This window comes from Nonomuraea sp. NPDC049684, assembly GCF_044465345.1.
GTDB lineage: Bacteria > Actinomycetota > Actinomycetes > Streptosporangiales > Streptosporangiaceae > Nonomuraea.
In genome coordinates this window covers 136,760-161,849 of the sequence record NZ_JBITLO010000009.1, presented here as the reverse complement: position 1 = coordinate 161,849, position 25,090 = coordinate 136,760, and the positions used below count along the sequence as shown (strand labels likewise).

The following is a 25,090-nucleotide window of genomic DNA, read 5'->3' as shown; positions in this document are numbered from 1 at the left end:
AGATCCGGCCTCAAGATCGGCCCCGAGATCCGGCGCGGCACGGACGTGTGATCCCTCACACGCCCATGCTGCGCCGGACGCCTTCCAGGGCCTGTTCGGCCTGCGCGCGCAGGCCCGGGTCCGTCGGATCGAGCCCCTCGTCGAAGACGAGCGTCCAGCCCAGCACCTCGCCGCCCGGCGGGCGCCTGGCCACCAGCCGGACGCCGCCGCGCCCCGGCAGGCTGACCCGCTTGTTGACCACGATGGTGGAGTTCACCCGCTCGCGCACGGTCTCGGGCACCATCCGCGGTTCGGCGACGCGCTCGAAGTGGCGGGCGCCGGTGGTGGTGACGACGCGCAGCCCCTCGTCGTCCCAGGACGCCTTGTCGATCTCCTCGTACGGCACCCGCGTCCCGTCCGACAGGAACAGGGCGAGGTTGGTGGCCACCAGGTGACCGTCGGCGGTCTCGGTGAACGTCAGCACCCGCTCCCCCGGCCGGGTGTCCAGGGATCGGCGCACGTCGGCGGGCAGGCGGCGAAGAATGCTCATATCTCCACGGTATCGGCGAGCAGGTCGAGGGTGAGCGCCGCGCTCCAGGAGAAGTCCCTGCACCCGCGCCCGCTGCCGTCGAACGGGTCGAAGCACTCGCGGAACCCGGCCTGCCGGACGAGCCGCAGCGTGCCGTTGGCGAGCTGCCGGCCGAGCTGGTCGAGCGAGTGGACGGCGGCGGCCCGGCGTAACAGCCAGTTGGTGTTCACCCAGGACGGCCCGCGCCAGTAGCGGGTGCGGTCGAACTGGGCGGCGCGGATCTCGCAGCTCGGCACCGGGTAGCCGGTCGCGCCCATGAACCGGGCCGACTCCAGCACCTCGACGCAGGCGTGCAGGTGGTCGCTGGGCAGCCCGGGATCGAGCAGCGGGCCGAACGCGCCCACCGTGCAGACCTTGATCAGCCGGCCGGAGCGCAGGTCGCGGGGGTAGAAGCAGCCGTCCCAGAGCCGGTCGAGCATGGCCTGCCTGAGCCGTTCGGCCTGTTCGGCGTGGGGTGCGGGGTCGGCCCCGGCCACCGGCGCCAGCTCGGCCAGCGCCTGGCAGGAGGCGAGCCAGATCCCGTTGAACATCGGGTCCTCGACCGCGAACGGGTGCTCGTCGCGCAGGTACTCGGCGCGGTAGCCGGCGTCGCGGTACCGCATGGCCAGCCAGACGTAGCGGTCGTGGTCGCTGTCGGGGTGGCGTTCGGCGAGCTGCACGTTGCGGTAGCCGTAGCCGATGGCGGGCAGCGCGGCCAGCGGCTGGTCCCAGGCGGGGCTGTCGTCCATGCCCGACTCCCAGGGGTGGACGATCGCCGCCAGTCCGGCGCCGCCGAGGTCGCGTGCCGAGGCGAGGTAGTGGTGCTGGGCGACGAGCAGCGGGAACGTGCGCCGGACGAAGGCCACGTCGCCGGTGTGCCGGTAGAGCCACCGCAGCGCCAGCGCCTGCAGCGGCGGGGAGGTGAGCCCGGAGGTGCAGACCCTGGGCGCGGACGCGTGCTCCTGCGAGCGCCAGACCGACGGCCCGGGGAAGTACGCCTCGCGGGTGTGGAAGACGATGTGGGGCACCATGCCGGTCGCCCACTGGCCGCTCAGCAGGCTGAGCAGCTCCTCCCGGGCGCGCTCCGGGCGATGCCTGGCCAGGCCGATGACGACGAACGCGGAGTCCCAGCTCCACTGGTGCGGGTAGAGACCCGGCGCGGGCACGGTGCCGCTGCCCGTCCAGTTCGCCTCGAGCACGGCCAGCGCCTCGCGCCCGAGCGCGGCATCGTCAACCGCCGGCCGCGCCTCCATTCACTCACTATGCCTTGGGAAGCGGGCGGAAGCTACGGCCTCTTGGCCCACTTCGCGACGAACGTGACACCGAGGACGACGGCGCCGATGATGAGAGCCCACTTGAGAAGCGTGAAGACGAAACCCACGAGCGGGCCGACGAGAAGCAGTGCGACGATGATCGCGGCGATGATCAGAAGGATGCGTGCCATGTCTCCACCGTAGGAGATCGTTAAGCCGTTTGCAGGTGACCGAGGGTTGAATCAGGGACAAGTCAGGGTCACCCCTACCCTATGGAACCAACCGGTCAAGACTCCCGTTGAGCCGGTAGGACACGGGGCATCGGGGGCCCTCTTCACGGGGAGCGTGATGAGTCTGGGACCACCCATGAGCAGGGAAGGCGCCGAGTACGCGCTGCGCGCTCGGGCCGACGAACGCGACCGGATCTCCGGCGACCTGCTCGATCTCGAATCCCACACCACGTACCAGTTGCTCAAGGGCGCCACGCTGGACGGGGTGACGGCGCAGCGCTGGGCCGCCGTCCAGGCCGCGCTGACCCGGCTGTGGCTGCTGAACGACGCCTACCGGGCCGTGCTGCGCGACGCCGAGCAGGTCAGGGCCGCGCGCGCGAAACTGGGCGCCGAGCAGCTCGACGAGCTGACCCGGCTGCTGTCGGGCACGTCCGTCGTGCTGCGGGCCGCGGCCAAGCCCGTCGAGCAGCGCTCGCTGCTGCCCGAGGCCGACGAGCGGCTGACCCTCGACGAGACCGTCGCCCGCATGGACGGCGCCTTCCGCGAGGTCACCTCGGCGCTCAACGACATCGACGCCGTGTGGAACGCCGTCCTGCCCCGGCTCGACGACGCCGACCGCGTCCTGCGCGAGATCCGCGACCTGGAGCGGGAGCTGGGCGAGAGCGCCGGCCTGGAGGCGCAGGAGTCGGAGCTGCGGCGGATGCGCGCGGCCCTGCTCGCCGACCCGCTCGGCGCGGGCGTCGGCCCCGACCTCGGCGGGGTCGCCCGCGTGCTGGCCGAGGCCCGCGCGGAGATCGACCAGGCGATCGTGGTCAAGCGCGAGTACGCCAGGCGCCGCGAGGACCTGGTGGCCGCCCTCGACCGGGTACGCGCGGCCGAGAGCGAGGCCAGGCTGGCCCACGGCGCGGTCGTGGTCAAGATCGCCCTGCCGCCGCAGGCCCGCCCGCGCAGCCGGGTCGAGGAGCTGACCGGCGAGCTGGCCGCGCTCGACGCCTCGGCCGACACCTGGGTGGTGCGGGCCAGGCGGCTGGCGAGCGTGGAGAGCGAGGCGGAGAAGGCGGCCGACCGCGCGCGGGCCACCGCCAAGGCCCTGTACGGCCTGGTCGGCAGGCGCGACGAGTTACGCGGCCGGCTCGGCGCCTGCCAGGCCATGGCGGTGCGCAAGGGCATGGCCGAGGACCCCGGCGCCACCGCGTGCTTCGAGCGGGCACGATCCCTGCTGTGGAGCGCTCCCTGCGACCTGACCGAGGCGGCCGCCGCGGTCGACACCTACCAGCGCGCGATACACGGAGGTAAGCCATGACCCGCTGCGCGCAGCCGGGCTGCACCGGCACCATCGAGGACGGCTACTGCGACCTGTGCGGCAACGCGGCGGCCGCGCCGCCCCCGGCGGCGTCCGTCCCCCAGCAGGCGTCGGGCCCGGCGTCGGCCTCGGCCTCGGGCCCGCTCTCGGGGCCGCTCTCGGGGCCGCTCTCGGGGCCGGTGAACACCCAGCCGGTGAGCCGGTCGCTGACCTCGCCGGTGAGCAGCAGCGGCAGGTCGCGGGCCGGGGTGCTGGGCGGCATCGCCGACCTGCCGTCCGTGCCGTACCGGGATCCGGCGACGGCCGTGATGGCCGATCCGCAGGTGCCGGAGGAGAAGCGGTTCTGCGCCAACCCGGCCTGCGGCGAGCCGGTGGGCCGGTCCCGGCAGGGCCGTCCCGGGCTGACGGAGGGGTTCTGCCCGCACTGCCGCACGCCGTACTCCTTCACCCCGAAACTGGCCAAGGACGACATGGTGGCCGGGCAGTACCGGGTGCTCGGCTGCCTGGCGCACGGCGGCCTCGGCTGGATCTACCTGGCCGCCGACGAGGCCCTGGACGGCCGCTGGGTCGTCCTCAAGGGCCTGCTCAACACCAACGACGCCGAGGCGCTGGCGGCGGCCGAGGCCGAGCGCAAGTTCCTCACCACGGTCGACCACCCCAACATCGTCAAGATCCTCAACTTCCAGCTCTCCGGCGGCCTCGGCTACATCGTCATGGAGTACGTCGGCGGCCAGTCGCTGCACGAGCTGCGCCGCCAGGGCCCGCTGCCGCTGCGCGAGGCGCTGATCTACGGCCGGGAGATCCTGCACGCGTTCGGCTACCTGCACGAGAACGGCCTGGTCTACTGCGACCTCAAGCCGGCCAACGTGATCCGGGTCGGCCGGCGGCTCAAGCTGATCGACCTGGGCGCCGTCCAGCCGGTCGGCTCGCCGCCCGGCACGTCCTGGGCGACGGTCGGCTACCACGCACCCGAGCTGGACACCCATCCCTCGTCCGTGGCCTCCGACCTCTACACCGTGGCCAGGACCCTGGCGGTGCTGACGATCCCGTCCTGGAGCCCGGCCAAGGGCGGCACTGCCAGTCCGCTGCCGCAGGACTGCGGGCACGAGTCGTTCGCCCGGCTGCTGCGCAAGGCCACCGCGCCCGACCCCGCCGACCGGTTCCAGAGCGCGTGGGAGATGGAGGAGCAGCTCGTCGGGGTGCTGCGGGAGATCAGCGCGGCCGAGGAGGGCGTGCCGTTCCCGGCGCCCTCGACCCTGTTCGGGCCCGAGCGCTCGGCCGTGTGGACGGCGCTGTCGGACTCCCGCCAGGAGGTGTTCGGGCCGCTCGACCCGGCCGCGGTCGCGGTCGAGCTGCCGGTGCCGCACGTCGACCCGCTCGACCCGGCGGCGGGCGCGCTGGCGGGCCTGCTCGGGTTCGACGGCAAGGAGCTGTTCGACCAGCTCTCGGCGATGCCGCCGACGCCCGAGACCCGGCTCATGCGCGCCAGGCTGCTGGCCGAGGCGGGCGCCGCCGAGACCCCGGTGGCGCTATCGGAGCTGGACCAGCAGCTCCCCGGCGACTGGCGGACGACCTGGTACCGCGGGGTGCTCGCGCTGGCCACGCGCCAGACGGACACCGCGGTGACGATGTTCGACGCGTGCGTGTCGGCGCTGCCCGGCGAGCTCGCGCCCAAGCTGGCGCTGGCCTTCGCGCTGGAGTGCGCCGGCAGGCAGTCGGCCCACTGGTACAACGCCGTCTGGCGGACCGACCACTCCTACGTCAGCGCCGCGTTCGGGCTGGCCAGGACGGGCCGCGTCAACGTGCTGGACGAGGTGCCGCCCGCCTCCAGCTACCGGGTCGCGGCGCAGGTGGCCCTGGCCGCCTCGGTGTTCCGCCGGAGCGACCTGAGCACGGTGTCCGCCGCCGACCTGGTGGGCGCGGCCGGACGGCTGGCCAACCTGGCCGACCTCGACCCGCGCCGCCGCGACCTGCTCACCGCCGAGCTGCTGCGCTGCGCGCTGGCCTGGCTGGACAACAACCCCGCGCCGCCCGGGACGAAGCTGGCCGGGGCCGACTTCACCGAACCGGGGCTGCGCAGGCGCCTGGAGTCGATCTACCGGAAGCTCGCGGTGGCGGCCGGCTCCCGCCATGAACGCCACGCGCTCATCGACGAGGCGAACGCCGTACGACCGAGGACGTGGCTGTGACCGAACCCAACCCCCAGAGCTGCCCGATGTGCGCCTCCCCCGTCGTCCAGGGGGACGTCTACTGCGAGCGCTGCGGGCACGCGCTCGGCGCGCCCGTCTGCACCTCCTGCGGCGCGGCCGCGGTGGACGCCGAGGGCTACTGCGAGCGGTGCGGCGCCCGCCAGCCCACCGGCCGCGACCACGCTGAGACCGTCCTGGACGGCGGCGCCGCCGCGGTGACCGACAAGGGCCTGCGACGCGCCCGCAACGAGGACGCCATGGCGCTGCTGACCACCGGCGACGCCGTGATCACGGTGGTGTGCGACGGCGTGGGCAGCTCGCCGCGCGCCGACGAGGCCTCGGCCGCGGCGGTGGAGACCGCGGGCGCCGCCCTGGCCAGGGGCGCCTCCGCGCAGGAGGCGTTCGAGCTGGCCGGGAAGGCCGTGGCCGCGCTGGCGACGTCCGTGGACGACGCCCCCGCCTGCACCTACGTCGCCGCGGTCGCCGCCCCCGGCGGGATCACGCTGAGCTGGGCGGGTGACACGCGGGCGTACTGGCTGCCCGGCGAGGCCCCCGGGCAGGGCGTGCTGCTGACCGAGGACGACGTGGTCCCGACCGGCGAGATCACCGCGTGGCTCGGCGCGGATTCCGGCGAGGTGTCGCTGCATGTGCGCACGCTCGCCCCGGGGGCGCCCGGCCTGCTGCTGGTGTGCAGCGACGGGCTGTGGCGCTACCTGGACGGCTACCGGTTCCCGCAGACGGGAACCCCTCTCGACATGGCCCGCGAGATGCTGCGCCACGCACTGGCCTCCGGCGGCCAGGACAACGTGACGATCGTTCTCATCCCCCTAGGAGAAACGCATGGGTGACCAGCCCACGTTCACGCTGAACATCGACCAGAACAAATACCTGTCCACCGACGCCCGGGAGGTGCACGCGATCCTCACCGTGGCCTCCTCCGGCGGCGGCTTCGCCCAGGCCGCGCCCACCGAGGCGGCCGAGGTCATCATCGTCGACACCTCCGGCTCGATGAGCGGCGGCAAGATCCGCGAGGCCCGGCAGGCCGCGGCGGCGGCCGTGCACGCGCTGCGCGACGGCGTGCACTTCGCGGTGATCGCCGGGACCGAGAAGGCCAAGGTCGTCTACCCCGGCGGCAACGCCAACCTGGTCAGGGCCACGCCCGCCACCCGCGCCGAGGCCGAGCGGGCGATCAGCAGGCTGCTCGCGCACGGCGGCACGGCCATCGGCGAGTGGCTGAAGCTGGCCGGGCACCTGCTGAGCGGGTACCCCAACGCGATCAGGCACGCGCTGCTGATGACCGACGGGCAGAACAACGAGCGCCCCGAGGTGTTCGGGGCCGTGCTGCAGGGGTGGAGCGGCAAGTTCGTCTGCGACAGCCTGGGCGTGGGCGACGACTGGGTGCCCGCCGAGCTGCGGAAGGTCGCCGAGGCGATGCTCGGCTCGTTCGAGTTCGTACGGAACCAGAGCGATCTGGCCGAGTTCTTCCGCCGGGTGACGCAGACGTCGATGAGCAAGACCGTGGCGGACCTGTCGCTGCGGGTGTGGGTGCCGCAGACCGCCAAGCTGAAGTTCGTCAAGCAGGTCTCCCCCACGCTGCTCGACCTGACCGGCAAGCGCACCGACGTCAACCCGCTGACCGGCGACTACCCGACCGGCTCGTGGGGCCAGGAGGAACGCGAGTACCACCTGTGCGTCGAGGTGCCGCCGGGCCAGATCGGCCAGGAGATCAGGGCCGGCTGGGTGAAGCTGGTGCGCCCCGACACCCAGGACGTCGTGGCCACCGGCAACGTGCTGGCCCAGTGGACCGACGACCTGGCGCAGTCCACGCAGATCAACCGGAAGGTCGCCCACTACACCGGCCAGGCCGAGCTGCACGAGCTCATCCAGGACGGCCTCAGCGCCCGCGCCGCCGGGGACGTGGAGGCCGCGACCGCGCGCCTGGCCAAGGCCAGGGAGCTGGCCGCGGAGTCCGGCCGCGAGGACACCGCCCGGCTGCTGGAGAAGGTCGTGGAGGTCGATCCCGCGACCGGCACGGCCCGCTTGCGCAGGAACGTGGACAAGGCCGACGAGATCGAGCTGGACACCGGCTCCGTCCGCACCAGCCGGCTGCGTAAGGGCGAGGGCTGATGGCGACCTGTCCCCAGGGGCACGCCTCCGGCTCCGACGACTACTGCGACGTCTGCGGCGCGCAGATCGGCGGCGCGCCCGCCGCGTCCCAGCCCCAGCCGTCCGCGGCGGGCGCGGGCGGGGGTGACGACGCCTGCCCGGTCTGCCAGACGCCGCGCGCCGGGCAGTTCTGCGAGGTGTGCGGGCACGACTTCACCGGCGGCGGGGGCGGCGTCCCGCTCCCGGTGCGGGGAGCGCGGTGGGAGGCGGTCGCCGCCGCCGACCGCGCGTACTACGAGAAGGTGGTCGCCGAGGGCGGTCCCGACGCGGCGCGCATGGCCTTCCCGCCCTACTGTCCCGAGCGCTCGTTCGGGCTGGTCGGCGAGCAGGTGCGCATCGGACGGCGCAGCCGGGCCAGGAACCTGGCGCCGGAGATCGACCTGACCGGCCCGCCCGAGGACCCGGGGGTGTCGCACCTGCACGCCGTGCTGCTGGCCCAGCCCGACGGCACCTGGACGCTGGTGGACCCGGGGTCGGCCAACGGCACCCAGGTCAACGGCAGGACCCTGGAGATCAACACGCCCGTCCGGGTCGGTCCCGGCGACCGGATCCACCTGGGCGCCTGGACCGTCATCACCATCAGGGAGGGCACACCGTGACCCTGGTGCAGAACCCGGGCGCCGTCGTCCCGGCGGGCGCCCCCGCCCCCCTGCCGCGCCGCAGCGTGCCCGGCCGCATCCGCGTCATCTCCGGCGTCACCGTGGCGGCGCTCGCGCTGCTGTTCGCGGCGCTCGGGGTGGGCAGCCTGACCGCCGGCGACGGGCTGCAGGTCATCGGCCGCGACGCCGGGCCGCAGGTCGTCGCCACCGCCGGGCTCTACCTGGCGCTCAGCGACATGGACGCCCAGGTCGCCAACGCGCTGGTCATGGGCGACCAGTACGGCCAGCAGCGCCGCGAGGCCGTCGACCGGTACGAGCGGCGGCGCACGGAGGCCAACCAGGCGCTGCTGAAGGCGTTCGAGCTGGCCGGCGACAACGCCGCCGAGCGGCGGACCGTGCAGTCGGTGCTCGACGGCCTCGGCCGCTACGAACGGCTCGCCGGGCAGGCGCTGCTGCTGAACGAGCAGGCCCGGCACGCGCCCGGCGCGCCGCCGGACGACGTCGTGGGCACCTACCGGCAGGCCACCGACCTGATGCGGCTGGTACTGCTGCCGCAGGCCTACAACCTGACCCTGGAGAGCGGCACGATCGTCCGCCGCACCTACGACGACAACAACGCCATGGTCCCGCTGCTGCGCTCGGCGGTGCTGCTGGCCGGGCTGCTCGCGCTGGGCTGCCTGATCTGGCTCCAGATCTTCCTGGCCCGGCGGTTCCGCCGGATGTTCGGCCCGGCGCTGCTGGTCGCCACGCTGGCCACCGTGGTCTCGCTGATCCTCGGCGTGAACGTGCTCGGCCAGGACCAGACGGACCTGCGCACGGCCAAGACACAGGGCTTCGACTCGGTCCTGACGCTGGCCAAGGCCCGCGCGATCAGCAACAGCGCGCAGGGCGACCAGAGCCGCTACCTGCTGGACAAGGACCGCGCCGACACCTACGAGCACACGTTCCTGGACAAGTCGCAGTCGGTCGTCTACTTCGAGTCGGGCAACCTCACCCAGTACCACGCGAAGGTGGCCGCCGACGCCGGGGCGGCCCGCGGCATGCTGGGACCCGAGCTGACCGGCCCCGAGGGCACCCGCGTGCTGGACGCGTACCGGGCCTTCCAGCAGGCCGACACCTCCTTCCGCGCGCTGGCGCTGGAGGGCAGGACCGCCGAGGCGGTGACCGCCAAGCTCGGGCCGGTCACCGCCGCCTTCGACGCCTACGACCAGGCCCTGGTGGCCCTGGCCGAACGGCACGAGCGCACCTTCGACCGGGCCATCGACGCCGGCGAGAACGCGCTGGACAACCTGTGGCGGCTGCTGCCGTTCGCGATCGCCGGGATCGGGCTGCTGATGATCGCCGGGGTGTGGCCGAGACTCAAGGAGTACCGTTGAAGCGGGCACTGGTAGCGGCCCTGGCCCTGACCGCGGTGGCCGCCGCGGCCTGCGGGACCGGCGGCCGGGAGTCGATCGTCGACAAGGACTCCCTCGTCATCGCCGTCCGTTCCGACCTGCCGTCGGTGGGATTCCGCAAGCCGGACGGCACCTTCGAGGGCTTCGACGTCGACGTCGCGCGTTACCTGGCCAAGCGGCTGGGCAAGGACTTCAAGCTGATCCCCGTGCTGGCCGGCGACCGGGAGAAGGTGCTGGTCCAGGGGCGGGCCGACATGGTGGTGGCGACGTACACGATCAGCATGGACCGCAAGGCGAAGGTGCTGTTCGCGGGGCCGTACCACATCTCCTACCAGGACATCCTGACGCGGCCGGACGACAAGGTGAACAACGTCCGGGAGCTGAAGGGCCGCCGGATCTGCGCGGTGGAGGGCTCGAACGCCGCCGAGCGGGTCGTGGAGGAACGCAGCGTGGCGGCCAAGCTGGTGCCGTTCAAGGACTACGCGACGTGCCTGAGCGCGCTGAAGAACCGGCAGGTGGACGCGGTCACCACCAACGACGTCATCCTGGCCGGCCTGGCCAACCAGGACGGCTCGGGGCTGCGGCTGGCCAACGCCCAGTTCAACGAGCAGCGCAGCGGGGTGGGCCTGCACAAGGACGACGTGCCGGGCTGCGAGGCGGTGAACCGGGCGATCACCGACATGTACCAGGACGGCACCGCGAGCAGGCTGCTGCACAAGTGGTTCAGCAAGGCGGGCCTGAACCTGGCCAACATCGCCGTGCCGCAGTTCGAGGGCTGCTCCTGAGCCCGCCGCCCGGCATGCGGACGGGCCCGGCACGCTCGCCGGGCCCGCCCTCGGGGTCGAAGGGTCAGTCCAGGTAGTCCCTGAGCATCTGCGCGCGCGTCGGGTGGCGGAGCTTGGCCAGGGTCTTCGACTCGATCTGCCGGATGCGCTCGCGCGTCACGCCGAACTCCCTGCCCACCTCCTCCAGCGTGCGCGGATGCCCGTCGGCCAGGCCGAAGCGGAGCTGGATGATGCGCTGCTCGCGGTCGGACAGCGTGGCCAGGATGTCGTCGAGCTGGTCCTGCAGCATGATGAAGGCGGCGGCCTCCATGGGCACGACGGCGTCGGCGTCCTCGATGAAGTCACCGAGGTCGGAGTCCTCCTCGCCGATCGGCGACTGCAGGGACACCGGCTCCTGGGCGATGCGCTGGATCTCCACCACGCGGTCGACCGGGAGGTCCATCTCCTTGGCGATCTCCTCGGGGATGGGCTCGCGGCCGAGGTCCTGGTGGAGCTGACGCTGCACTCTGACGAGCTTGTTGATGGTCTCCACCATGTGCACCGGAATGCGGATGGTGCGCGCCTGGTCGGCGATCGCCCGGGTGATCGCCTGCCTGATCCACCAGGTGGCGTAGGTGGAGAACTTGTAGCCCTTCGTGTAGTCGAACTTCTCGACCGCCCGGATGAGCCCGAGGTTGCCTTCCTGGATCAGGTCGAGGAACAGCATGCCGCGGCCCACGTACCGCTTGGCGATCGACACCACGAGCCTGAGGTTGGCCTCGATCAGCCGCTGCTTGGCCCTGGTGCCCTGCCAGACGAGCTCCCTGAACTCCGGGAAGGCCAGACGCGAGACCCCGTTGGCCAGCTTGTCCTCGGCGAACAGGCCGGCTTCGATCGACTTGGCGAGCTCCACCTCCTCCTCGGCGGTCAGCAGGGGGACGCGGCCGATCTCCCGCAGATAGATACGGACGAGATCGCTGGTCGGCGCCCGCTTGCCTACGTCCTCCTCATCGGCGCGGGTGGACTCCTCGTCGCCCTGGGGCTCGAGGACCTCCACGCCGTTCTCTGCGAGCATCCGCACGACGCGTTCCAGCGCGTCGGACGGCAGCTCGGATCGGTCAAGCGCGGCGGCGACGTCATCGACGGTTACGCTTCCGCGCTCCCTTCCCTTCGCGACGAGGTCCGCCACCTGATCTACCGATGGCGGCCCGCTTGGCAGCACCGATGCACCCACGGGAGACAGTCTGCAGTATTGGTTCCATCAAATGGCAGACCCATTTTTGTTGCGGAAGGTAAGACGATCAGCATTACCGAATTGAGATCGAGTAAAGGTTTGGCCCGAGTTTGATCAGGAAAGAAAAGTCAATTACGCGGTCTGGAATCCCACGTCCGGCGACGTCCGCCGGCCGGACGTATCTCTTTCGCTGCCCGGAAGACGCCGGAGACGCCCCTTCACGGCGGCGCGGACCGGCCGGGATTCCCCGGACACCTCCCGGTTCCCCGGCCGTCCCCGCTGCCGAACTGTTATCAAATGCCCCGGCGGTCAGCTTCCCGCGGCGCGGTCGCGCAGCACCCGGCGCTGCTGCTCCAGCGCCACCAGCTCGCCGAACAGCCTGTTGTACTCCTGCTGCTCCTCCACCGGGTTGAGGCGCTGCATGCGGGACTTGGCCTGGGCGATGGCCCGGTCGACCGCGATCGCCTCGATGGCCGCCAGCATGGCCCCCGCGTAACGCTCCTCGGCGTGCGCGTCGGCCTGGACGGGCTCCACCGCGAACCGCGTCACCAGCGCCCTGGTGGCCTCGTCGTGGGCGTGCTCCAGCAGCCGGTCGACCCACTCGCGGCCGCCGTGACCGGCCGAGCCGGCGCCTCCGGCGGCCTGGATGACCTTGTGCAGCGCGACGTGGTCGGGCGCGGTGAACGCCTGCGGGTCGAGGGCGTCGAAGCGCGGACCGAGCAGCGCCGGCCGCTGGACGGCCAGCTTGAGCAGCTCGCCCTCCACCCGCACGCTCGGATCGACGGGAGCCGCCTTGGGGGCGCGCTGGGGGCGGCCCTGCTGGGTGTTGGCCACCTCGCCGATGCGCTGCATGACGAAGCGCTCGTCCATGAACCCGAGCCAGCGGTCGAGGTCGATGGCGTAGCGCTTGCGCAGGCCGACGTCCTTGATCCCGGCCACGATGGGCGCCGCCGCGTCGAGGGCGGCGATCTTGCCCTCGTTGCTGCGCAGGTCGTAGCGGGAGATGGTGCTCCTGATGGCGAACTGGAACAGCGGCTCGCGGCTCGCGATGAGGTCGCGCACCGCCGCGTCGCCCTGCTTGATCCGCAGGTCGCACGGGTCGAGGCCGTCGCTCTGCACCGCGACGTAGGTCTGCGTGACGAACTTCTGCTCGTCGGCGAAGGCCCGCAGCGCCGCCTTCTGGCCGGCCGCGTCGCCGTCGAAGGTGAAGATGACCTCGCCGCGGAACTCGGCCTGGTCGAGCAGGAACCGGCGCAGGATCTTGATGTGCTCCTCGCCGAACGACGTGCCGCAGGTGGCCACCGCGGTCGGAACTCCGGCCAGATGGCAGGCCATCACGTCGGTGTATCCCTCGACGATCACCGCCTGGGCGCGCTTGCTGATCTCTCGTTTGGCGAGATCAATGCCATAAAGGACCTGGCTCTTCTTGTAAAGCGGCGAGTCAGGCGTATTCAGATATTTCGGACCATCGTCGGAATCGAGCAACTTGCGCGCGCCGAATCCGATCACGTCGCCCGTGGCGTCCCTGATCGGCCAGATCAGCCGCCCCCTGAACCGGTCGATCGGCCCCCGCCTGCCCTCCTTGGCCAGGCCGCCCTTGACCAGCTCGTCGGCGGTGAACCCGCGCCCCATCAGGTGGCGCGCCAGCGCCTCCCACTCGTTCGGCGCGTAGCCGACGCCGAACGTCTCGGCGTCGGCGCGCTCGAACCCGCGCTCGGACAGGAACCGCCGCCCCGGGGCCGCGTCGGGCCCGAACAGCTTCTCGGCGTAGAACTCGGCGGCCACCCGGTGGGCCTCGATCAGCCGGGCCCGCTCGCCGTGGTCGCGCTTGGGGACGTAGCCGCCCTGCTCGTACTGGAGCTGGATGCCGGCCCGCTGGGCCAGCCGCTCGACCGCCTCACCGAACGGCAGATGCTCGATCTTCTCGACGAACGTGATCACGTCGCCGCCTTCTGAGCACCCGAAGCAGAAGTACATTCCGCGCTCGGGGGTGACGTTGAAGGACGGGCTCTTCTCGTCGTGGAAGGGGCACAGGCCCTTGAGGTTGCCCCCTCCGGCGTTGCGCAACTGGATGTGCTCGCCGATCACGTCGGCGATGGGGGAGCGCTCGCGTACGAGCGCGATGTCGACATCACGGATCCGGCCAGCCACGCCGGTGAGTCTATTCCGCCCGACCGACGGTTCCGCCCCTCGCGGGGTGTGCCGCGGCCGGTGAACGGCGTGGCACGGCCGGTCGACGGCCGGGGAAGACGCGCGTCACCTCTGGGTTGCTAAAGCGGGAAACTGGTGATGCGGAGTCCCGTGGTCGGCTACAAAGGTGAGGGTTGTCGGTGGAAACGGTGACACGGGTGAGGAAGACTATGCATTCCGGGCATATCGTACGGTGGGCGGTTGTGGCCGGCGCCGTGCTGCTCACCGGCGCCTGCGCCCAGGCGACCGGGGTGGCGGGCGTCAGCGCCCAGTCGCCCTCCACGGCCCCGCCCACGAGCACGAGCACGTCCGCGAGCGCGTCCACGGGCACGCCCACCCCGGCGGTCACCGCCACCATCCCCTCGCCCGGCCCGTCCGGCCAGGAGGGCGAGCAGCAGGCCGAGCGGCCGCCCAAGGGGGACGACCCGGTCAAGGTGCCGCCGCCCAAGCTGTCGAAGTTCACCTACACCTTCCCGGTCAAGGGCTGCGGCACGACCTACCAGCGCAGCCTGCTGGTGCTGCCCAAGACGACGATCTGGGCCCCGCAGGGCTGCTCGTTCGTCGCGCCGGTGGACGGCGTCGTGGACGAGGTCAACGTCAAGAACCGGTGGGCGCCCTCGACCGACAAGGGCGCCGACCGCGAGGGCCGGTTCGTCACGATCATCGGCGACGACGGCGTGCGCTACCTCGGCGGCCACCTCGACTCCGTCGCCGACGGCGTGCGGCCGGGCGTGCGGGTCAAGGCCGGGCAGCTGCTCGGCCGGGTGGGCAGGTCGGGCAACGCCCGCGACGCCGGCTCCAACCTCTACTTCGCGATCTCCTGGAAGACCGGCCCGGCCTACTGGTGGGTGCGCCGCGGCATGGTCGAGCCGTGGGACTACCTCGACGCCTGGCGCTCCGGCAACCGCACGCTCTCCCCCCGCAAGGAGACGCTGGCGCTGCGCGGCAGGCTCGGCGAGACGCCGCGCTGCGCGGTCCAGTGCACGTCGAAGAAGGTGCCGCAGGCCACCAAGCAGCCCAGGAAGCCGCGCAAGACCGCCGAGCCCAAGGACGACAACCCGATCACGGCGAACCCGTCGTCAACTCCTTTCGGTCAATGACGGCGCCCGACCTGATCAGCTGCTGGATCTCCGGCACGGCGTCGCGGGTGTTGACGCTCATGCCGGCGACCACCCGGCCCTCGCGCAGCCAGAAGGCGACGAAGCGCAGGTCCTCCACCGACCCCCGGCAGACGATCTCGTCGTGGCCGCCGGTGTCGCCGGTGAACTCCATGCTCAGGTCGTACTGGTCGGTGAACAGGTAGGGGATGTCGTCGTGGACGACGTCCTGGCCGAGCATGGCGCGGGCGGCGGCCGGACCGCCCTTGAGCGCGCCCGACCGGTGCTCGACGCGGACGTGCCGGCCGTACAGGGGGTGGAAGGGCTCGGCGGCGTCGCCGGCGGCGTACACGTCGGGGTGCGAGGTGCGCAGGGAGGCGTCGGTGCGGATGCCCTGCCGGATCTCCAGGCCCGCGTCGCGGGCCAGCTCCACCTCGGGCGCGACGCCGATGCCGGCCACCACGAGGTCGGCCGTCAGCCGCTCCCCCGTGCTGAGCCGCACGCCGGTGCCGGTGACCTCGGCGACGGCGGTGCCGAAGCGCAGGTCCACGCCGTTGCGGGCGTGCAGGCGGGCGAACACCGCGCCCAGCTCGGGGCCGAGCGCCCGGTTGAGCGCGGTGGGCTCGGGCTCGACGACGGTGACCGGGCAGCCCGCCGCGCGGGCCGCCGCCGCGCTCTCCAGCCCGATCCAGGACGCCCCGACCACGATGACGCTGCCGCCCTCGGCGAAGCGCCGCCTGAGCGCCTCGCAGTCCTCGACGGTACGCAGGTAGTAGGCGGGGCCCGGCAGGCGTCTCGGCGTCGCCCCGGTCGCGATCAGCAGCTTGTCGTAGGCCCGCCGGGACCCGTTGGCGAACCTGACGACGTGGTTGCGGGGCTCGATGCGGGTGACGGGCAGGCCGAGCCGCAGCTCCACGTCGTTGTCGGCGTACCAGCCGGGGGCGTGGACGTAGATCTTCTCCCGGTCGCCGCCGCCCCGCAGGTACTCCTTGGACAGGGGCGGCCGTTCGTACGGGCGTTCGCTCTCCGCGCCGGCGAGCACCACCTCGCCGGCGAAGCCCTCCTCGCGCAACGTCTGCGCGGCCTTGGCTCCCGCAAGGCCCGCGCCGACGATGACATATGTGGCCATGCGCGCAGTATCCGCCGACGAGGCAGGTCCGCAAAGCCGCTCGTGGGGGCGGTTTCACCGGCCCCGGCGGCGGGCCGTCACTTCGACAGGCGCCGGTGCCAGGCCACGGCCGAGGTGTCGGTGAGCGAGGCGATCTGGTCGATCACGACGCGCACCCGGGCGGGGTCGTCGGGGGCGTCCAGGAAGGCGGGGCGGAAGGCGGGTTCGAGGGTGGCGGGGGCGCCGAGCGTGATCAGCGAGGCCAGCTCGGTGATCAGCTCGCGCTGCCTGGCCTGGTTGGCGTGGTGGCCCTCGGTGGTCATCACGTAGTGGGCGGTGACGCCCTTGAGCAGGGCGCACTCCAGCAGCGTGGCGCGCGGCACGACGAGGTCGGCGCGGTGGCGGGCGCCGTGGACCTCCAGGGTGGCGGTCTGGGCCGAGCGGCAGAACCGGCCGATCAGGCCGCTGGTGAGCGCCTTGAGGCCGGCCAGGTCGGCGAGCGTGGCCTCGAAGCGGCGCGGCCACAGCGGGTCGGCGATCAGCTTGGCGAAGACCTCCTCCAGCTCGTTGAGGTCGGCGCCGGGCGCGTACCAGGTGCGGGTGATGCGGGCCACCGCGCCGCGCTCCACGGGCGACTGGAGCGCCTCGGGGGTGACGTGGCCGGAGTGGAGCGCGTCCTCCAGGTCGTGGACGGAGTAGGCGACGTCGTCGGCCCAGTCCATGATCTGGGCCTCGAAGCTCACGCGGCCCTCGGGGGCGCCGTCCCTGATCCACTCGAAGACCGGCAGGTCGTCGTGGTAGACGCCGAACTTCGGGGACTTCTCGCACGTCCAGGGGTATTTGACGGAGGCGTCGAGCGCGGCCCTGGTGAGGTTGAGGCCGGCGCTGCGGCCGTCTTCGGTGAGGACCTTGGCCTCCAGCCTGGTGAGCAGGCGCAGGCTCTGGGCGTTGCCCTCGAAGCCGCCGCACGAGGTGGCCAGCGCGTTGAGCGCCACCTCGCCGTTGTGCCCGAACGGCGGATGGCCGAGGTCGTGGGCCAGGCAGGCGGTCTCGACCAGGTCGGGGTCGACGCCGAGCGTGGCGCCCATCTCCCTGCCGACCTGGGCGCATTCGAGCGAGTGGGTCAGCCGGGTGCGCGGGATGTGCTGGCCGCCGCCGAGCGTCTCGCCGGGGCCCACGACCTGCGTCTTGGCCGCCAGCCTGCGCAGCGCGGCGCTGTGCAGGACGCGGGCGCGGTCGCGTTCGAACGCGGCGCGGCCGGGGTTGCCGGGTGGTTCCGGGACCCATCGTTCCTGGTCGTGCTCGTCGTAGTACGACATTGGTGCAGTGATTTTATCCAGTTTCCTGTCTCCGCTAGTGTCGAGCCTCGCGAGAACCCCTTCCCCGGGAGCCCTCCCCCATGACGACAGCGTTCCGAGCGGTGCTGGCCTTCAGTCTGCTCGCCGGCTTCTACGTGCTGGTCGGCGTCATCCTGGTGGCCGCCGTGTTCTTCGACGTCCTGCTGCTGGTGGACTTCCACACCGCGGCGCTGAAGGTCGCGATCTTGCTCACGCTGGCGGCGGGCGCGCTGGTGCGGGCGCTGTTCATGGTCGGCAGGAACCAGGGGGGCGAGCTGCCGGGGGTTCCGGTGGGGCGCGAGCACGAGCCCGCGCTCTGGCAGGCGGTGGAGGACCTGGCCCGGCGGGTGCGCACCGCGCCGCCCGACGAGATCCGGCTCGTCCCCGAGGTGAACGCGGCGGTCTCGGAGGACACCCGGTTCCTGGGGCTGCGCGCCACGCGGCGGCGGATGTTCATCGGGCTGCCGCTGCTCCAGACGCTCACCGTCGACGAGATGCGCGCCGTGCTCGGGCACGAGCTGGGCCACTACAGCGGCGCGCACACCCGGCTCGGCGCGCCCGTCTACCGGGGGCGGGTGTCGCTGATCGCGACCGTGCAGGGGCTGGGCAACCATCCGATCATTCAACGGCTCTTCGCCTGGTACGCCAAGCTCTACCTGCGGGTCTCGCAGGCCGTGTCGCGCCGCCAGGAGCTGGAGGCCGACGAGTTCGCGGTGTCGATCGGCGGGCGCCAGGCCATGTCGGGCGCGCTCCGCAAGATCCACGACACCTCCCTGGGCTGGGACCTGTACGCCGGCGACTACCTGTCGCTGACCGGCGTGGGCGGCACCCGGCCCGCCTCGGTGTTCGGCGGCTTCCACGCGCTGATGAACGACCCCGACCGGCAGGCCGAGATCGCGCGGCTGGGCGAGCGGCCCGAGGAGGTCTCGCCGTACGACTCCCATCCCGGCCTGGCCGACCGGCTGGCGGCCATCGCGGTGCTGCCCGAGCCCGAGCACGTCCCCGACCCGCGTCCGGCGCTGACGCTGCTGCGCGATCCCGGCGTCGCGGCCGAGGCGGTCGAGCGGTCGATGTGGACGCCGGAGGCGCTGGCCGCGCTGCGCCCGGTGCCGTGGGACGAGCTGGTGGCCCAGGGCATGTACGCCGCGCGCAACGCCGAGGCCCTGCACGACCTGGCGGTGGCGGGTCAGCGGGTGATGGGGGCGGCGCGGCCCTACCTCGACGCGGCCTTCGAGGCGATCGCCAGGGGCCGCCAGGCCGAGCTGGCCGAGCGGCTGCGCGAGCTGGGCTGGAAGCCGTCGGAGACGCTGCTCGCCGGGGTGCTGGGCCAGGCGCTGGAGGCGGTGCTGATCCAGCTCGGCGAGGCCAGGTGGACGCTGTCGTGGTCGGGCCCCGCCCGGCTGCTGTTCGAGGACGGCGAGGAGGTGGCCCTGGCCGAGTACGCGGCCCGGGTCGCGGGCGATCCGGAGGCCGTGGCCGGGCTGCGGCAGTGGCTGGGCGACCACGGGATGCGGCACGACTACGTGCCGGCCGAGGAGCCCGCGCCCCGCTAGCCCGCCGCGGGCTGCCCGGCGCCCGGCCGGCGGACCATGAGGACGTCCACCTGGTCCGCGCCCTCGACGGTGAAACCGTGCCGCTCGTAGAGCCGCTGGGCGGCGCTGCCGCGCAGGACGACCAGGCGCACGGTCGCGCGCTCGGCGTCGGCGCGGTCCAGCAGCGCCCGCAGGACGGCCGTGCCGAGCCCGCGTCCCTGGACGGCGGGGGCGAGGTAGAAGTGCTCCAGCAGGCGGCCGTCCTCGGCGGGCCGCAGGGTGACGCAGCCGGCGAAGGCGCCGCCGGCCAGGATGACGGAGGTGTGCCCGGGAGCGAAGGAGTCGCGGAAGCGCTGCCGTACCCGGTGCTCGTCGAAGCGGCCCAGCCGTTCCAGGTCGGGGCGCATCACCGTGGCCCGCAGCTCGGCGATGGCCTCCACGTCGCCCGGCACGGCGGTCCGCAGCTCCCATTCCATGGCGGAAAGTATCCCAAAAGCCGCTTTTCGCGTGATCTCCGGGGTCCATGGACAGGACGTCAACAGATCCTCAACCGCGCGCTCCTACGATCCGTCGCAAGGAGCGCTCCTCCAGGGGCGCCGGCAGGGAGGGAACCCCCGTGAACTTAGGCGTCCCGGAGATCATCATCGGTTTCGTGCTCTTCTTCCTCCTGATCGGGATCGTGGTCTTCACCGCCGTGGCGCTGGCCAACCGGCGCCGCGGGTAGCGGCGGCCGGGGCCAGGGGCCCCGGCCGCCGCGCCCGTCAGCGGGTGTCGGAGTCGGTGTCGGTCAGGGCGGCGCGGCCGGCCTCCAGCCGGGCCACCGGGATGCGGAACGGGGAGCAGGAGACGTAGTCGAGGCCGACCTCGTGGCAGAAGTGCACCGAGTCGGGGTCGCCCCCGTGCTCGCCGCAGATGCCGAGGTGCAGGTCGGGGCGGGCCGCGCGGCCCTCCTCGGCGGCGATCCTGACCAGCCGTCCGACGCCGTCGCGGTCCAGGGTCTCGAACGGGCTGACGCCGAAGATGCCGAGCTCCAGGTAGCGCGAGAAGAAGGCGGCCTCCACGTCGTCGCGGCTGAAGCCCCAGGTCATCTGGGTCAGGTCGTTCGTGCCGAAGGAGAAGAACTCGGCGGCCTCGGCGATCTGGCCCGCCGTCAGCGCCGCCCTCGGCACCTCGATCATGGTGCCGATCAGCGCCTCGACGCCGGTCTCCGCGAGGATCCTGGTCGCCTCCTCGCGTACGGACTCCAGCTCCTGGACCGACGCCACCAGCGGGATCATGATCTCCGGACGCGCGCCCGGGACCTCGGCCGCGGCCTGGGCGATCGCCCGCACCTGCATGGCGAACAGCCCCGGGATCACCAGGCCGAGCCGCACGCCGCGCAGGCCCAGCATCGGGTTCTGCTCGTGCAGCCTCTTGACGGCGGCCAGCAGCCTGCGGTCCTTGTCGGTCACGTCGGGCGAGGTGGCGACCTTCACCGACAGGTCCACCAGGTCCGGCAGGAACTCGTGCAGGGGCGGGTCGATGAGCCGGATGGTGACCGGGTCGCCGCCCATGGCCTTGAAGATGCCGATGAAGTCGGCCTTCTGGAGGGGTTCGAGGGCGTCGAGCGCGGCCTGCCGCTCCGCCTCGCCGTCGGCCAGGACCAGGTCCTCGACGAGCTGGCGGCGCTCGCCGAGGAACATGTGCTCGGTGCGGCACAGGCCGATGCCCTGGGCGCCGAAGCGGCGGGCCCGCGCGGCGTCCTCGGGGGTGTCGGCGTTGGCGCGGACCCGGAGCCGGCGCACGGAGTCGGCGTGGCCCATGATCCGGTCCACGGCCCTGACCAGGTCGTCGTCCGGCTGCGCGCCCTCGAAGTACTCGACGACGGCCGAGTCCACGACCGGGACCTCGCCGAGGTAGACCTCGCCGGTGGTGCCGTCGATGGAGATCACGTCCCCTTCGGAGACGACCTCGCCGCCGGGGGCGGTGAACCGGCGCTCGCCGGTGGAGACCTCCAGTTCCTCGGCGCCGCACACGCACGTCTTGCCCATGCCGCGGGCGACCACGGCGGCGTGCGAGGTCTTGCCGCCGCGGCTGGTCAGGATGCCCTTGGCGGCGATCATGCCGGCCAGGTCGTCGGGGTTGGTCTCGCGGCGGACGAGGATGACGTCCTCACCCCGTCCGGCCAGCTCGACGGCGCGCTCGGAGGAGAAGACGACCTTGCCCACGGCGGCGCCCGGCGAGGCGTTCATGCCCTTGGCGATCTTCTTCTTCTCGGCGCCGCCGTCGAAGCGGGGGAACATGAGCTGGGCGAGCTGGTCGCCGGTGACGCGGGTGACGGCCTCGTCGAGGGTGATCAGGCCCTGGTCGACGAGCTGGGTGGCGATGCAGAAGGCGGCCGCGGCGGTGCGCTTGCCGACCCGGGTCTGGAGCATCCACAGCTTGCCGCGCTCGATCGTGAACTCGATGTCGCACAGGTCCTTGTAGTGGTTCTCCAGCGTCTCCATGATCTGCAGCAGCTCGTCGTAGGAGCGCTTGTCGAGGCGTTCGAGTTCCTGGAGGGGGATGGTGTTGCGGATGCCGGCGACGACGTCCTCGCCCTGGGCGTTCTGCAGGTAGTCGCCGTAGATGCCCTGCTGGCCGGAGCCGGGGTCGCGGGTGAAGGCGACGCCGGTGCCGGAGTCGTTGCCGACGTTGCCGAAGACCATGGCCACGATGTTGACGGCGGTGCCGAGGTCGGCCGGGATGCGCTCCTGGCGGCGGTAGAGGATGGCGCGCGGGGCGTTCCAGGAGTCGAAGACCGCCATGACGGCCAGCCGCATCTGCTCGCGGGGGTCGGCCGGGAAGTCCTTGCCGGTCTGCTCCCTGACGATGCCCTTGTAGGTCTCGACCAGGCCCTGCAGCTCGCCCGCGTCGAGGTCGGTGTCCTGGCGGCGGCCCTTCAGCTCGTCGAGCGCGTGCTCGAACAGGTCGCCGTCGAGCCCGAGCACGGTCTTGCCGAACATCTGGATCAGCCGGCGGTAGGAGTCCCAGGCGAAGCGGTCGTTGCCGCCCGCCTGCTTGGCCAGGCCGTGCACCGACTCGTCGTTGAGCCCGATGTTGAGGACCGTCTCCATCATGCCCGGCATGGAGAACTTCGCGCCCGACCGTACGCTGACCAGCAGCGGATCGTCGGCCTGACCGAGCCGGCGGCCCATCTGGGCCTCCAGGGCGTCCAGGTGCTCGGCGACCTCGCGCTCCAGGCCGTCGGGAAGAGCGCCTTCCGTCAGGTAGTGACGGCAGGCTTCAGTGGTGATCGTGAATCCGGGGGGTACGGGCAGCCCGAGATTCGTCATCTCGGCGAGATTCGCGCCCTTTCCACCGAGAAGATCCTTGAGATTCCTGTTGCCCTCGGTGAAGTCGTAAACGTACTTGGCCACCACAGCTCCAATCCAACGCTTCTGTCCCGGACTCTACCGGCGAAATAGATGATGAAACTGCACTCCTCGGTTAAGTCATCGTTTTTGCAGGTCAACAGCCCGCGACAGGTCTAATCCAATTATAGGACCGCTGACCGATAAATTGGTTTATACCAATTGGTTTACACCAATTCTTGAGAAAGAGGAGCGAGAGGTGGGGAATCGGATCCCGTCCTGCCAGGAGACGCCCATGGCCGCTCGCGCCAAGCCAAAGCGCCGTGCAGGCTTCGTCGCGGGATCGGCCAAGCCCCCCGCCGGCACGGTGATCTACCTGGACCTCCGGCCGTCGTGATCGCTCAACGTGACCCAGCTCGGGTCGTTCCGCGATATGGACGTGATCGGGACATGACACTCTGCTCGCATGCCCCGCACGACGCCCCGAGGTCTGATGGCCGCCTGCCTGGTCCTGGCGCTGTCCGCCTGCGGCTCGGGAACGCCCGAGCCCTCCGGGGGGTCGACGGTGCCGGGAGCGGAACAGCGGCACGCGACCCAGCTCCGGCCGGGCGACTGCCTCGTGTCGATCCCCGACGACCTGATCGCGACGCTCGTGCCGTGCGGCAACCCGCACGAGGCCGAGTTCGGCATGATCTACGTCGTGCCGGAGGGGGCGTGGCCGGGCGCCGACCAGGCCAGGAGGCAGGCCACGGACTTCTGCGCCCCGCGGCTGCGGATCCTGCCGGGCAGGGTGAGCGAGGTCGAGGTGACCGCGCTGCCGCCGCTGGAGGAGGAGTGGCCGCGGCACCGCACGGCGTACTGCGTGGCGGTGGCACGCGACGGGCAGCTCGTCGGGCGCGTGCTGGAGTAGCGCGCACCGGCCCGCGCCGGCGCGGGCCCGAGAGACTGCCAGGCGGGGCGGTCAGGCCAGGATGGGGTTGTGCTCGGGGGCCGGGCCCGGCGCGCCGTCGCGTGGCGGCAGCCACAGGACGAACGTGGCCCCCTGACCGAGCCTGGAGAACACCGCAACCCGTCCCCCGTGCGACTCCACGATCTGCCGGACGATGGCCAGGCCGAGGCCCGTGTGCCGGTCGCGCCGGCTGGCCTCGCCGCGCCAGAACCGGTCGAAGACCCGCTCCTGCTCCGCCACGCCGAGGCCGGGTCCGTCGTCCCTGACCGCGACCCACAGCCAGCCGTCCGACCGGCCGGCCTCCACCCGGACGACGCCGCCCGGCGGGGTCAGGCGCACCGCGTTGGACAGCAGGTTGGCCACCGCCCGGCGCAGCGCGTCCTGGTCGCCGGTCATCTCCAGGTTCCGGTCCAGCCCGCGGGTGATCGTCAGGCCGCGGGCGGCGGCCGGGGCCGCGTACTCCTCGCACGCCTCCCGCGCCACCCGGCTCAGGTCGAGGTCGGTGTCGGCGAACGCGGTCGCCTGCCGCCGGGCGCTGGCCAGCAGGTCCTCCACGAGCCTGGTCATCCGGGTGGTGGCCCGGTCCACGATCTGCACGGCCCTGGCCCGCTCCGCCTCGCTGGCGTCGGGCGAGGCCAGCACGGCGTCCACGTTGGCGCGGATGATCGTCAGCGGGCTGCGCAGCTCGTGCGAGGCGTCGTCGATCAGCCGGCGCTGCGCGCTGAACGCCTCCTCCAGCCGGTCGAGCATGGTGTCGATGGTGTCGGCCAGGTCCTTGAGCTCGTCGCGCGAGCCGCCCAGCCTGATCCGCCGCGTCAGGTCGGTCGCCTGGATCTCCTCCGTCGTCCGGGTGATCGACCGCACCGGACGCAGCACCCGTCCGGACAACACCCAGCCGATGCCCAGGGACGCCAGGTAGAGCCCGGCCAGGGTGGCCAGCGAGTAGTCGCGCAGCGTGGCCAGCGTCCTGATGTTGACCTCGTTCTCGACCTCCTCGATGAAGACGACCTCCTGCTTGCCCACGTACTGGTTGCCGCGGTACGCCTTGGCGTACTCGGTCGAGTACGGGCGTTCCTCGGTGGTCTTGGAGACCGCGACGTAGATGCCCCCCAGCACCAGCGCGGCCAGCACGAACAGCAGCCCCGAGTAGAGCACGGTGAGCCGGAAGCGGATGGTGTGGATCACGCCGGCTCCCTGAGCCGGTAGCCGCGGCTGATCACCGTCTCGATGAGACCGTCCTCCTGGAGCTTGCGGCGCAGGTTGCCGACGGTGACCCGGACGGTGTTGGTGAACGGGTCGGCGTGCTCGTCCCAGACGTGTTCGAGCAGCTCCTCGGTGGAGACCACGTGGCCGGGACGGGTCATCAGGTAGTGCAGCACGCCGTACTCCTTGGGGGTCAGGGCCAGGGAGCGGCCGTCGAGGGAGACCTCCATCCGGGCGGTGTCGATGCGCAGCCCGCCCACCTGGAGGACGGCGGTGCCGCCGGTGTCCCTGCGCAGCAGCGCCCGCACCCTGGCCAGCAGCTCGGGGAAGGCGAACGGCTTGACCAGGTAGTCGTCGGCGCCCTCGTCGAGGCCGCGCACCCGGTCGTCGAGGCGGTCGCGGGCGGTGACCATGATGATGCGCACCCCGCGGCCGGCGGCCCGTACCGAACGGCAGAGCTCGAAGCCGTCGCCGCCGGGCAGGTTCAGGTCGAGCAGGACCAGGTCATAGGTGTTGACCTCCAGCTTCTCGTGCGCCGACGGCGCGTCGTAGGCCACGTCCACCGCGTAGCCCGCCCGGACCAGACCCACCCGTAACGCGTCGACCAGGTCTTCCTCGTCCTCGACCACCAGCAGTCGCATGATCTTGACCATAGTTCCGGAT

The 25,090-nt window shown here is 72.2% G+C and carries 21 protein-coding genes; 10 read left to right on the top strand and 11 right to left on the bottom strand.

The features are described 5' to 3' along the window. Positions 1–55: 55 nt before the first annotated feature. From ACIBST_RS27400 to ACIBST_RS27390, 3 genes are read right to left on the bottom strand one after another with little or no spacing between them, the layout of a single operon-like run. Positions 56–529 carry a hypothetical protein gene (locus ACIBST_RS27400; protein ID WP_397175690.1) on the bottom strand — a complete coding sequence of 158 codons (474 nt, stop codon included), beginning with the start codon at positions 527–529 and terminating at the stop codon, positions 56–58. Beyond that, positions 526–1,800 carry an amylo-alpha-1,6-glucosidase gene (locus ACIBST_RS27395; protein ID WP_397175688.1) on the bottom strand — a complete coding sequence of 425 codons (1,275 nt, stop codon included), beginning with the start codon at positions 1,798–1,800 and terminating at the stop codon, positions 526–528. Before ACIBST_RS27395 ends, ACIBST_RS27400 begins: the two co-directional genes overlap by 4 nt. A 32-nt stretch (positions 1,801–1,832) precedes the next feature. Then, on the bottom strand, positions 1,833–1,991 hold the full coding sequence (locus tag ACIBST_RS27390) for a hypothetical protein (protein ID WP_352318900.1): 159 nt from the start codon (positions 1,989–1,991) through the stop codon (positions 1,833–1,835). Positions 1,992–2,166: 175 nt separating this feature from the next. Here ACIBST_RS27390 and ACIBST_RS27385 point away from each other — a divergent pair, with 175 nt between their 5' ends. The 7 genes from ACIBST_RS27385 to ACIBST_RS27355 are packed head-to-tail and all read left to right on the top strand — an operon-like array spanning position 2,167 to position 10,466. Beyond that, positions 2,167–3,333 carry a hypothetical protein gene (locus tag ACIBST_RS27385; RefSeq protein WP_397175686.1) on the top strand — a complete coding sequence of 389 codons (1,167 nt, stop codon included), beginning with the start codon at positions 2,167–2,169 and terminating at the stop codon, positions 3,331–3,333. Further along, positions 3,330–5,522, top strand: a complete 2,193-nt coding sequence (locus tag ACIBST_RS27380; RefSeq protein ID WP_397175684.1) for a tetratricopeptide repeat protein — start codon at positions 3,330–3,332, stop codon at positions 5,520–5,522. Before ACIBST_RS27385 ends, ACIBST_RS27380 begins: the two co-directional genes overlap by 4 nt. Beyond that, entirely contained in the window at positions 5,519–6,370 is an 852-nt protein-coding gene (locus ACIBST_RS27375) for a PP2C family serine/threonine-protein phosphatase (RefSeq protein ID WP_397175682.1), read from the top strand. The genes ACIBST_RS27380 and ACIBST_RS27375 overlap by 4 nt, the downstream gene beginning before the upstream one ends. Further along, complete coding sequence (locus ACIBST_RS27370; RefSeq protein ID WP_397175681.1) at positions 6,363–7,649, top strand: VWA domain-containing protein; 1,287 nt, start codon at positions 6,363–6,365, stop codon at positions 7,647–7,649. The genes ACIBST_RS27375 and ACIBST_RS27370 overlap by 8 nt, the downstream gene beginning before the upstream one ends. Next, positions 7,649–8,287 (top strand): FHA domain-containing protein, encoded by a 639-nt coding sequence (locus ACIBST_RS27365; RefSeq protein ID WP_397175679.1) that lies wholly within the window; start codon positions 7,649–7,651, stop codon positions 8,285–8,287. Before ACIBST_RS27370 ends, ACIBST_RS27365 begins: the two co-directional genes overlap by 1 nt. Then, entirely contained in the window at positions 8,284–9,663 is a 1,380-nt protein-coding gene (locus ACIBST_RS27360) for a hypothetical protein (protein ID WP_397175677.1), read from the top strand. The genes ACIBST_RS27365 and ACIBST_RS27360 overlap by 4 nt, the downstream gene beginning before the upstream one ends. Continuing rightward, on the top strand, positions 9,660–10,466 hold the full coding sequence (locus ACIBST_RS27355; protein WP_397175676.1) for a transporter substrate-binding domain-containing protein: 807 nt from the start codon (positions 9,660–9,662) through the stop codon (positions 10,464–10,466). The genes ACIBST_RS27360 and ACIBST_RS27355 overlap by 4 nt, the downstream gene beginning before the upstream one ends. A 64-nt stretch (positions 10,467–10,530) precedes the next feature. On the opposite strand, the gene rpoD is transcribed toward ACIBST_RS27355, so the two are convergent. Next, positions 10,531–11,634, bottom strand: a complete 1,104-nt coding sequence (rpoD, locus tag ACIBST_RS27350) for an RNA polymerase sigma factor RpoD (protein WP_241563834.1) — start codon at positions 11,632–11,634, stop codon at positions 10,531–10,533. Positions 11,635–11,988: 354 nt separating this feature from the next. Next, positions 11,989–13,830 carry a DNA primase gene (dnaG, locus tag ACIBST_RS27345; RefSeq protein ID WP_397175674.1) on the bottom strand — a complete coding sequence of 614 codons (1,842 nt, stop codon included), beginning with the start codon at positions 13,828–13,830 and terminating at the stop codon, positions 11,989–11,991. A gap of 242 nt (positions 13,831–14,072) precedes the next feature. On the opposite strand from dnaG, the gene ACIBST_RS27340 reads away from it, so the two are divergent. Next, positions 14,073–14,969 carry a M23 family metallopeptidase gene (locus ACIBST_RS27340; protein WP_397175672.1) on the top strand — a complete coding sequence of 299 codons (897 nt, stop codon included), beginning with the start codon at positions 14,073–14,075 and terminating at the stop codon, positions 14,967–14,969. Here the strand turns inward: ACIBST_RS27340 and ACIBST_RS27335 are convergent. Together ACIBST_RS27335 and ACIBST_RS27330 are read right to left on the bottom strand one after the other, a co-directional pair. Continuing rightward, a complete protein-coding gene (locus ACIBST_RS27335; RefSeq protein ID WP_397175671.1) occupies positions 14,932–16,095 on the bottom strand; it encodes an NAD(P)/FAD-dependent oxidoreductase in 1,164 nt (387 codons plus the stop codon). The two genes, ACIBST_RS27340 and ACIBST_RS27335, sit on opposite strands and share 38 nt — an antisense overlap. Before the next feature lie 77 nt (positions 16,096–16,172). Next, positions 16,173–17,393, bottom strand: a complete 1,221-nt coding sequence (locus tag ACIBST_RS27330; RefSeq protein ID WP_397175669.1) for a deoxyguanosinetriphosphate triphosphohydrolase — start codon at positions 17,391–17,393, stop codon at positions 16,173–16,175. An 80-nt stretch (positions 17,394–17,473) separates the two neighbouring features. On the opposite strand from ACIBST_RS27330, the gene ACIBST_RS27325 reads away from it, so the two are divergent. Next, the gene (locus ACIBST_RS27325; RefSeq protein ID WP_397175667.1) at positions 17,474–18,964 is read left to right on the top strand and encodes a M48 family metalloprotease; all 1,491 of its coding nucleotides are present in this window, start codon (positions 17,474–17,476) and stop codon (positions 18,962–18,964) included. On the opposite strand, the gene ACIBST_RS27320 is transcribed toward ACIBST_RS27325, so the two are convergent. Then, on the bottom strand, positions 18,961–19,419 hold the full coding sequence (locus tag ACIBST_RS27320; protein WP_397175665.1) for a GNAT family N-acetyltransferase: 459 nt from the start codon (positions 19,417–19,419) through the stop codon (positions 18,961–18,963). The two genes, ACIBST_RS27325 and ACIBST_RS27320, sit on opposite strands and share 4 nt — an antisense overlap. Before the next feature lie 285 nt (positions 19,420–19,704). Continuing rightward, entirely contained in the window at positions 19,705–22,341 is a 2,637-nt protein-coding gene (gene ppdK, locus ACIBST_RS27315) for a pyruvate, phosphate dikinase (protein WP_397175664.1), read from the bottom strand. 400 nt (positions 22,342–22,741) lie between these two features. Between ppdK and ACIBST_RS27310 the strand changes: the two genes are divergently transcribed. Further along, positions 22,742–23,185, top strand: coding sequence for a hypothetical protein (locus ACIBST_RS27310; RefSeq protein WP_397175662.1), 444 nt, complete (start codon positions 22,742–22,744; stop codon positions 23,183–23,185). Positions 23,186–23,236: 51 nt separating this feature from the next. Here ACIBST_RS27310 and ACIBST_RS27305 read toward each other — a convergent pair whose 3' ends face one another. Next, positions 23,237–24,409, bottom strand: a complete 1,173-nt coding sequence (locus ACIBST_RS27305; RefSeq protein WP_397175661.1) for an ATP-binding protein — start codon at positions 24,407–24,409, stop codon at positions 23,237–23,239. Continuing rightward, the gene (locus ACIBST_RS27300; protein ID WP_352323395.1) at positions 24,406–25,068 is read right to left on the bottom strand and encodes a response regulator transcription factor; all 663 of its coding nucleotides are present in this window, start codon (positions 25,066–25,068) and stop codon (positions 24,406–24,408) included. The genes ACIBST_RS27305 and ACIBST_RS27300 overlap by 4 nt, the downstream gene beginning before the upstream one ends. Positions 25,069–25,090: the final 22 nt, after the last annotated feature.

Bases quoted from the DNA above. Each gene is read 5' to 3' on its own strand.
- ACIBST_RS27380 (WP_397175684.1), top strand. From the start codon at position 3,330: ATGACCCGCTGCGCGCAGCCGGGCTGCACCGGCACCATCGAGGACGGC.
- ACIBST_RS27370 (WP_397175681.1), top strand. From the start codon at position 6,363: ATGGGTGACCAGCCCACGTTCACGCTGAACATCGACCAGAACAAATAC.
- ACIBST_RS27310 (WP_397175662.1), top strand. From the start codon at position 22,742: ATGCCCCGCACGACGCCCCGAGGTCTGATGGCCGCCTGCCTGGTCCTG.
- ACIBST_RS27335 (WP_397175671.1), bottom strand. From the start codon at position 16,095: ATGGCCACATATGTCATCGTCGGCGCGGGCCTTGCGGGAGCCAAGGCC.
- ACIBST_RS27400 (WP_397175690.1), bottom strand. From the start codon at position 529: ATGAGCATTCTTCGCCGCCTGCCCGCCGACGTGCGCCGATCCCTGGAC.
- ACIBST_RS27330 (WP_397175669.1), bottom strand. From the start codon at position 17,393: ATGTCGTACTACGACGAGCACGACCAGGAACGATGGGTCCCGGAACCA.
- ACIBST_RS27320 (WP_397175665.1), bottom strand. From the start codon at position 19,419: ATGGAATGGGAGCTGCGGACCGCCGTGCCGGGCGACGTGGAGGCCATC.
- ACIBST_RS27390 (WP_352318900.1), bottom strand. From the start codon at position 1,991: ATGGCACGCATCCTTCTGATCATCGCCGCGATCATCGTCGCACTGCTT.
- ACIBST_RS27300 (WP_352323395.1), bottom strand. From the start codon at position 25,068: ATGCGACTGCTGGTGGTCGAGGACGAGGAAGACCTGGTCGACGCGTTA.
- ACIBST_RS27365 (WP_397175679.1), top strand. From the start codon at position 7,649: ATGGCGACCTGTCCCCAGGGGCACGCCTCCGGCTCCGACGACTACTGC.
- ACIBST_RS27325 (WP_397175667.1), top strand. From the start codon at position 17,474: ATGACGACAGCGTTCCGAGCGGTGCTGGCCTTCAGTCTGCTCGCCGGC.
- ACIBST_RS27385 (WP_397175686.1), top strand. From the start codon at position 2,167: ATGAGCAGGGAAGGCGCCGAGTACGCGCTGCGCGCTCGGGCCGACGAA.
- ACIBST_RS27395 (WP_397175688.1), bottom strand. From the start codon at position 1,800: ATGGAGGCGCGGCCGGCGGTTGACGATGCCGCGCTCGGGCGCGAGGCG.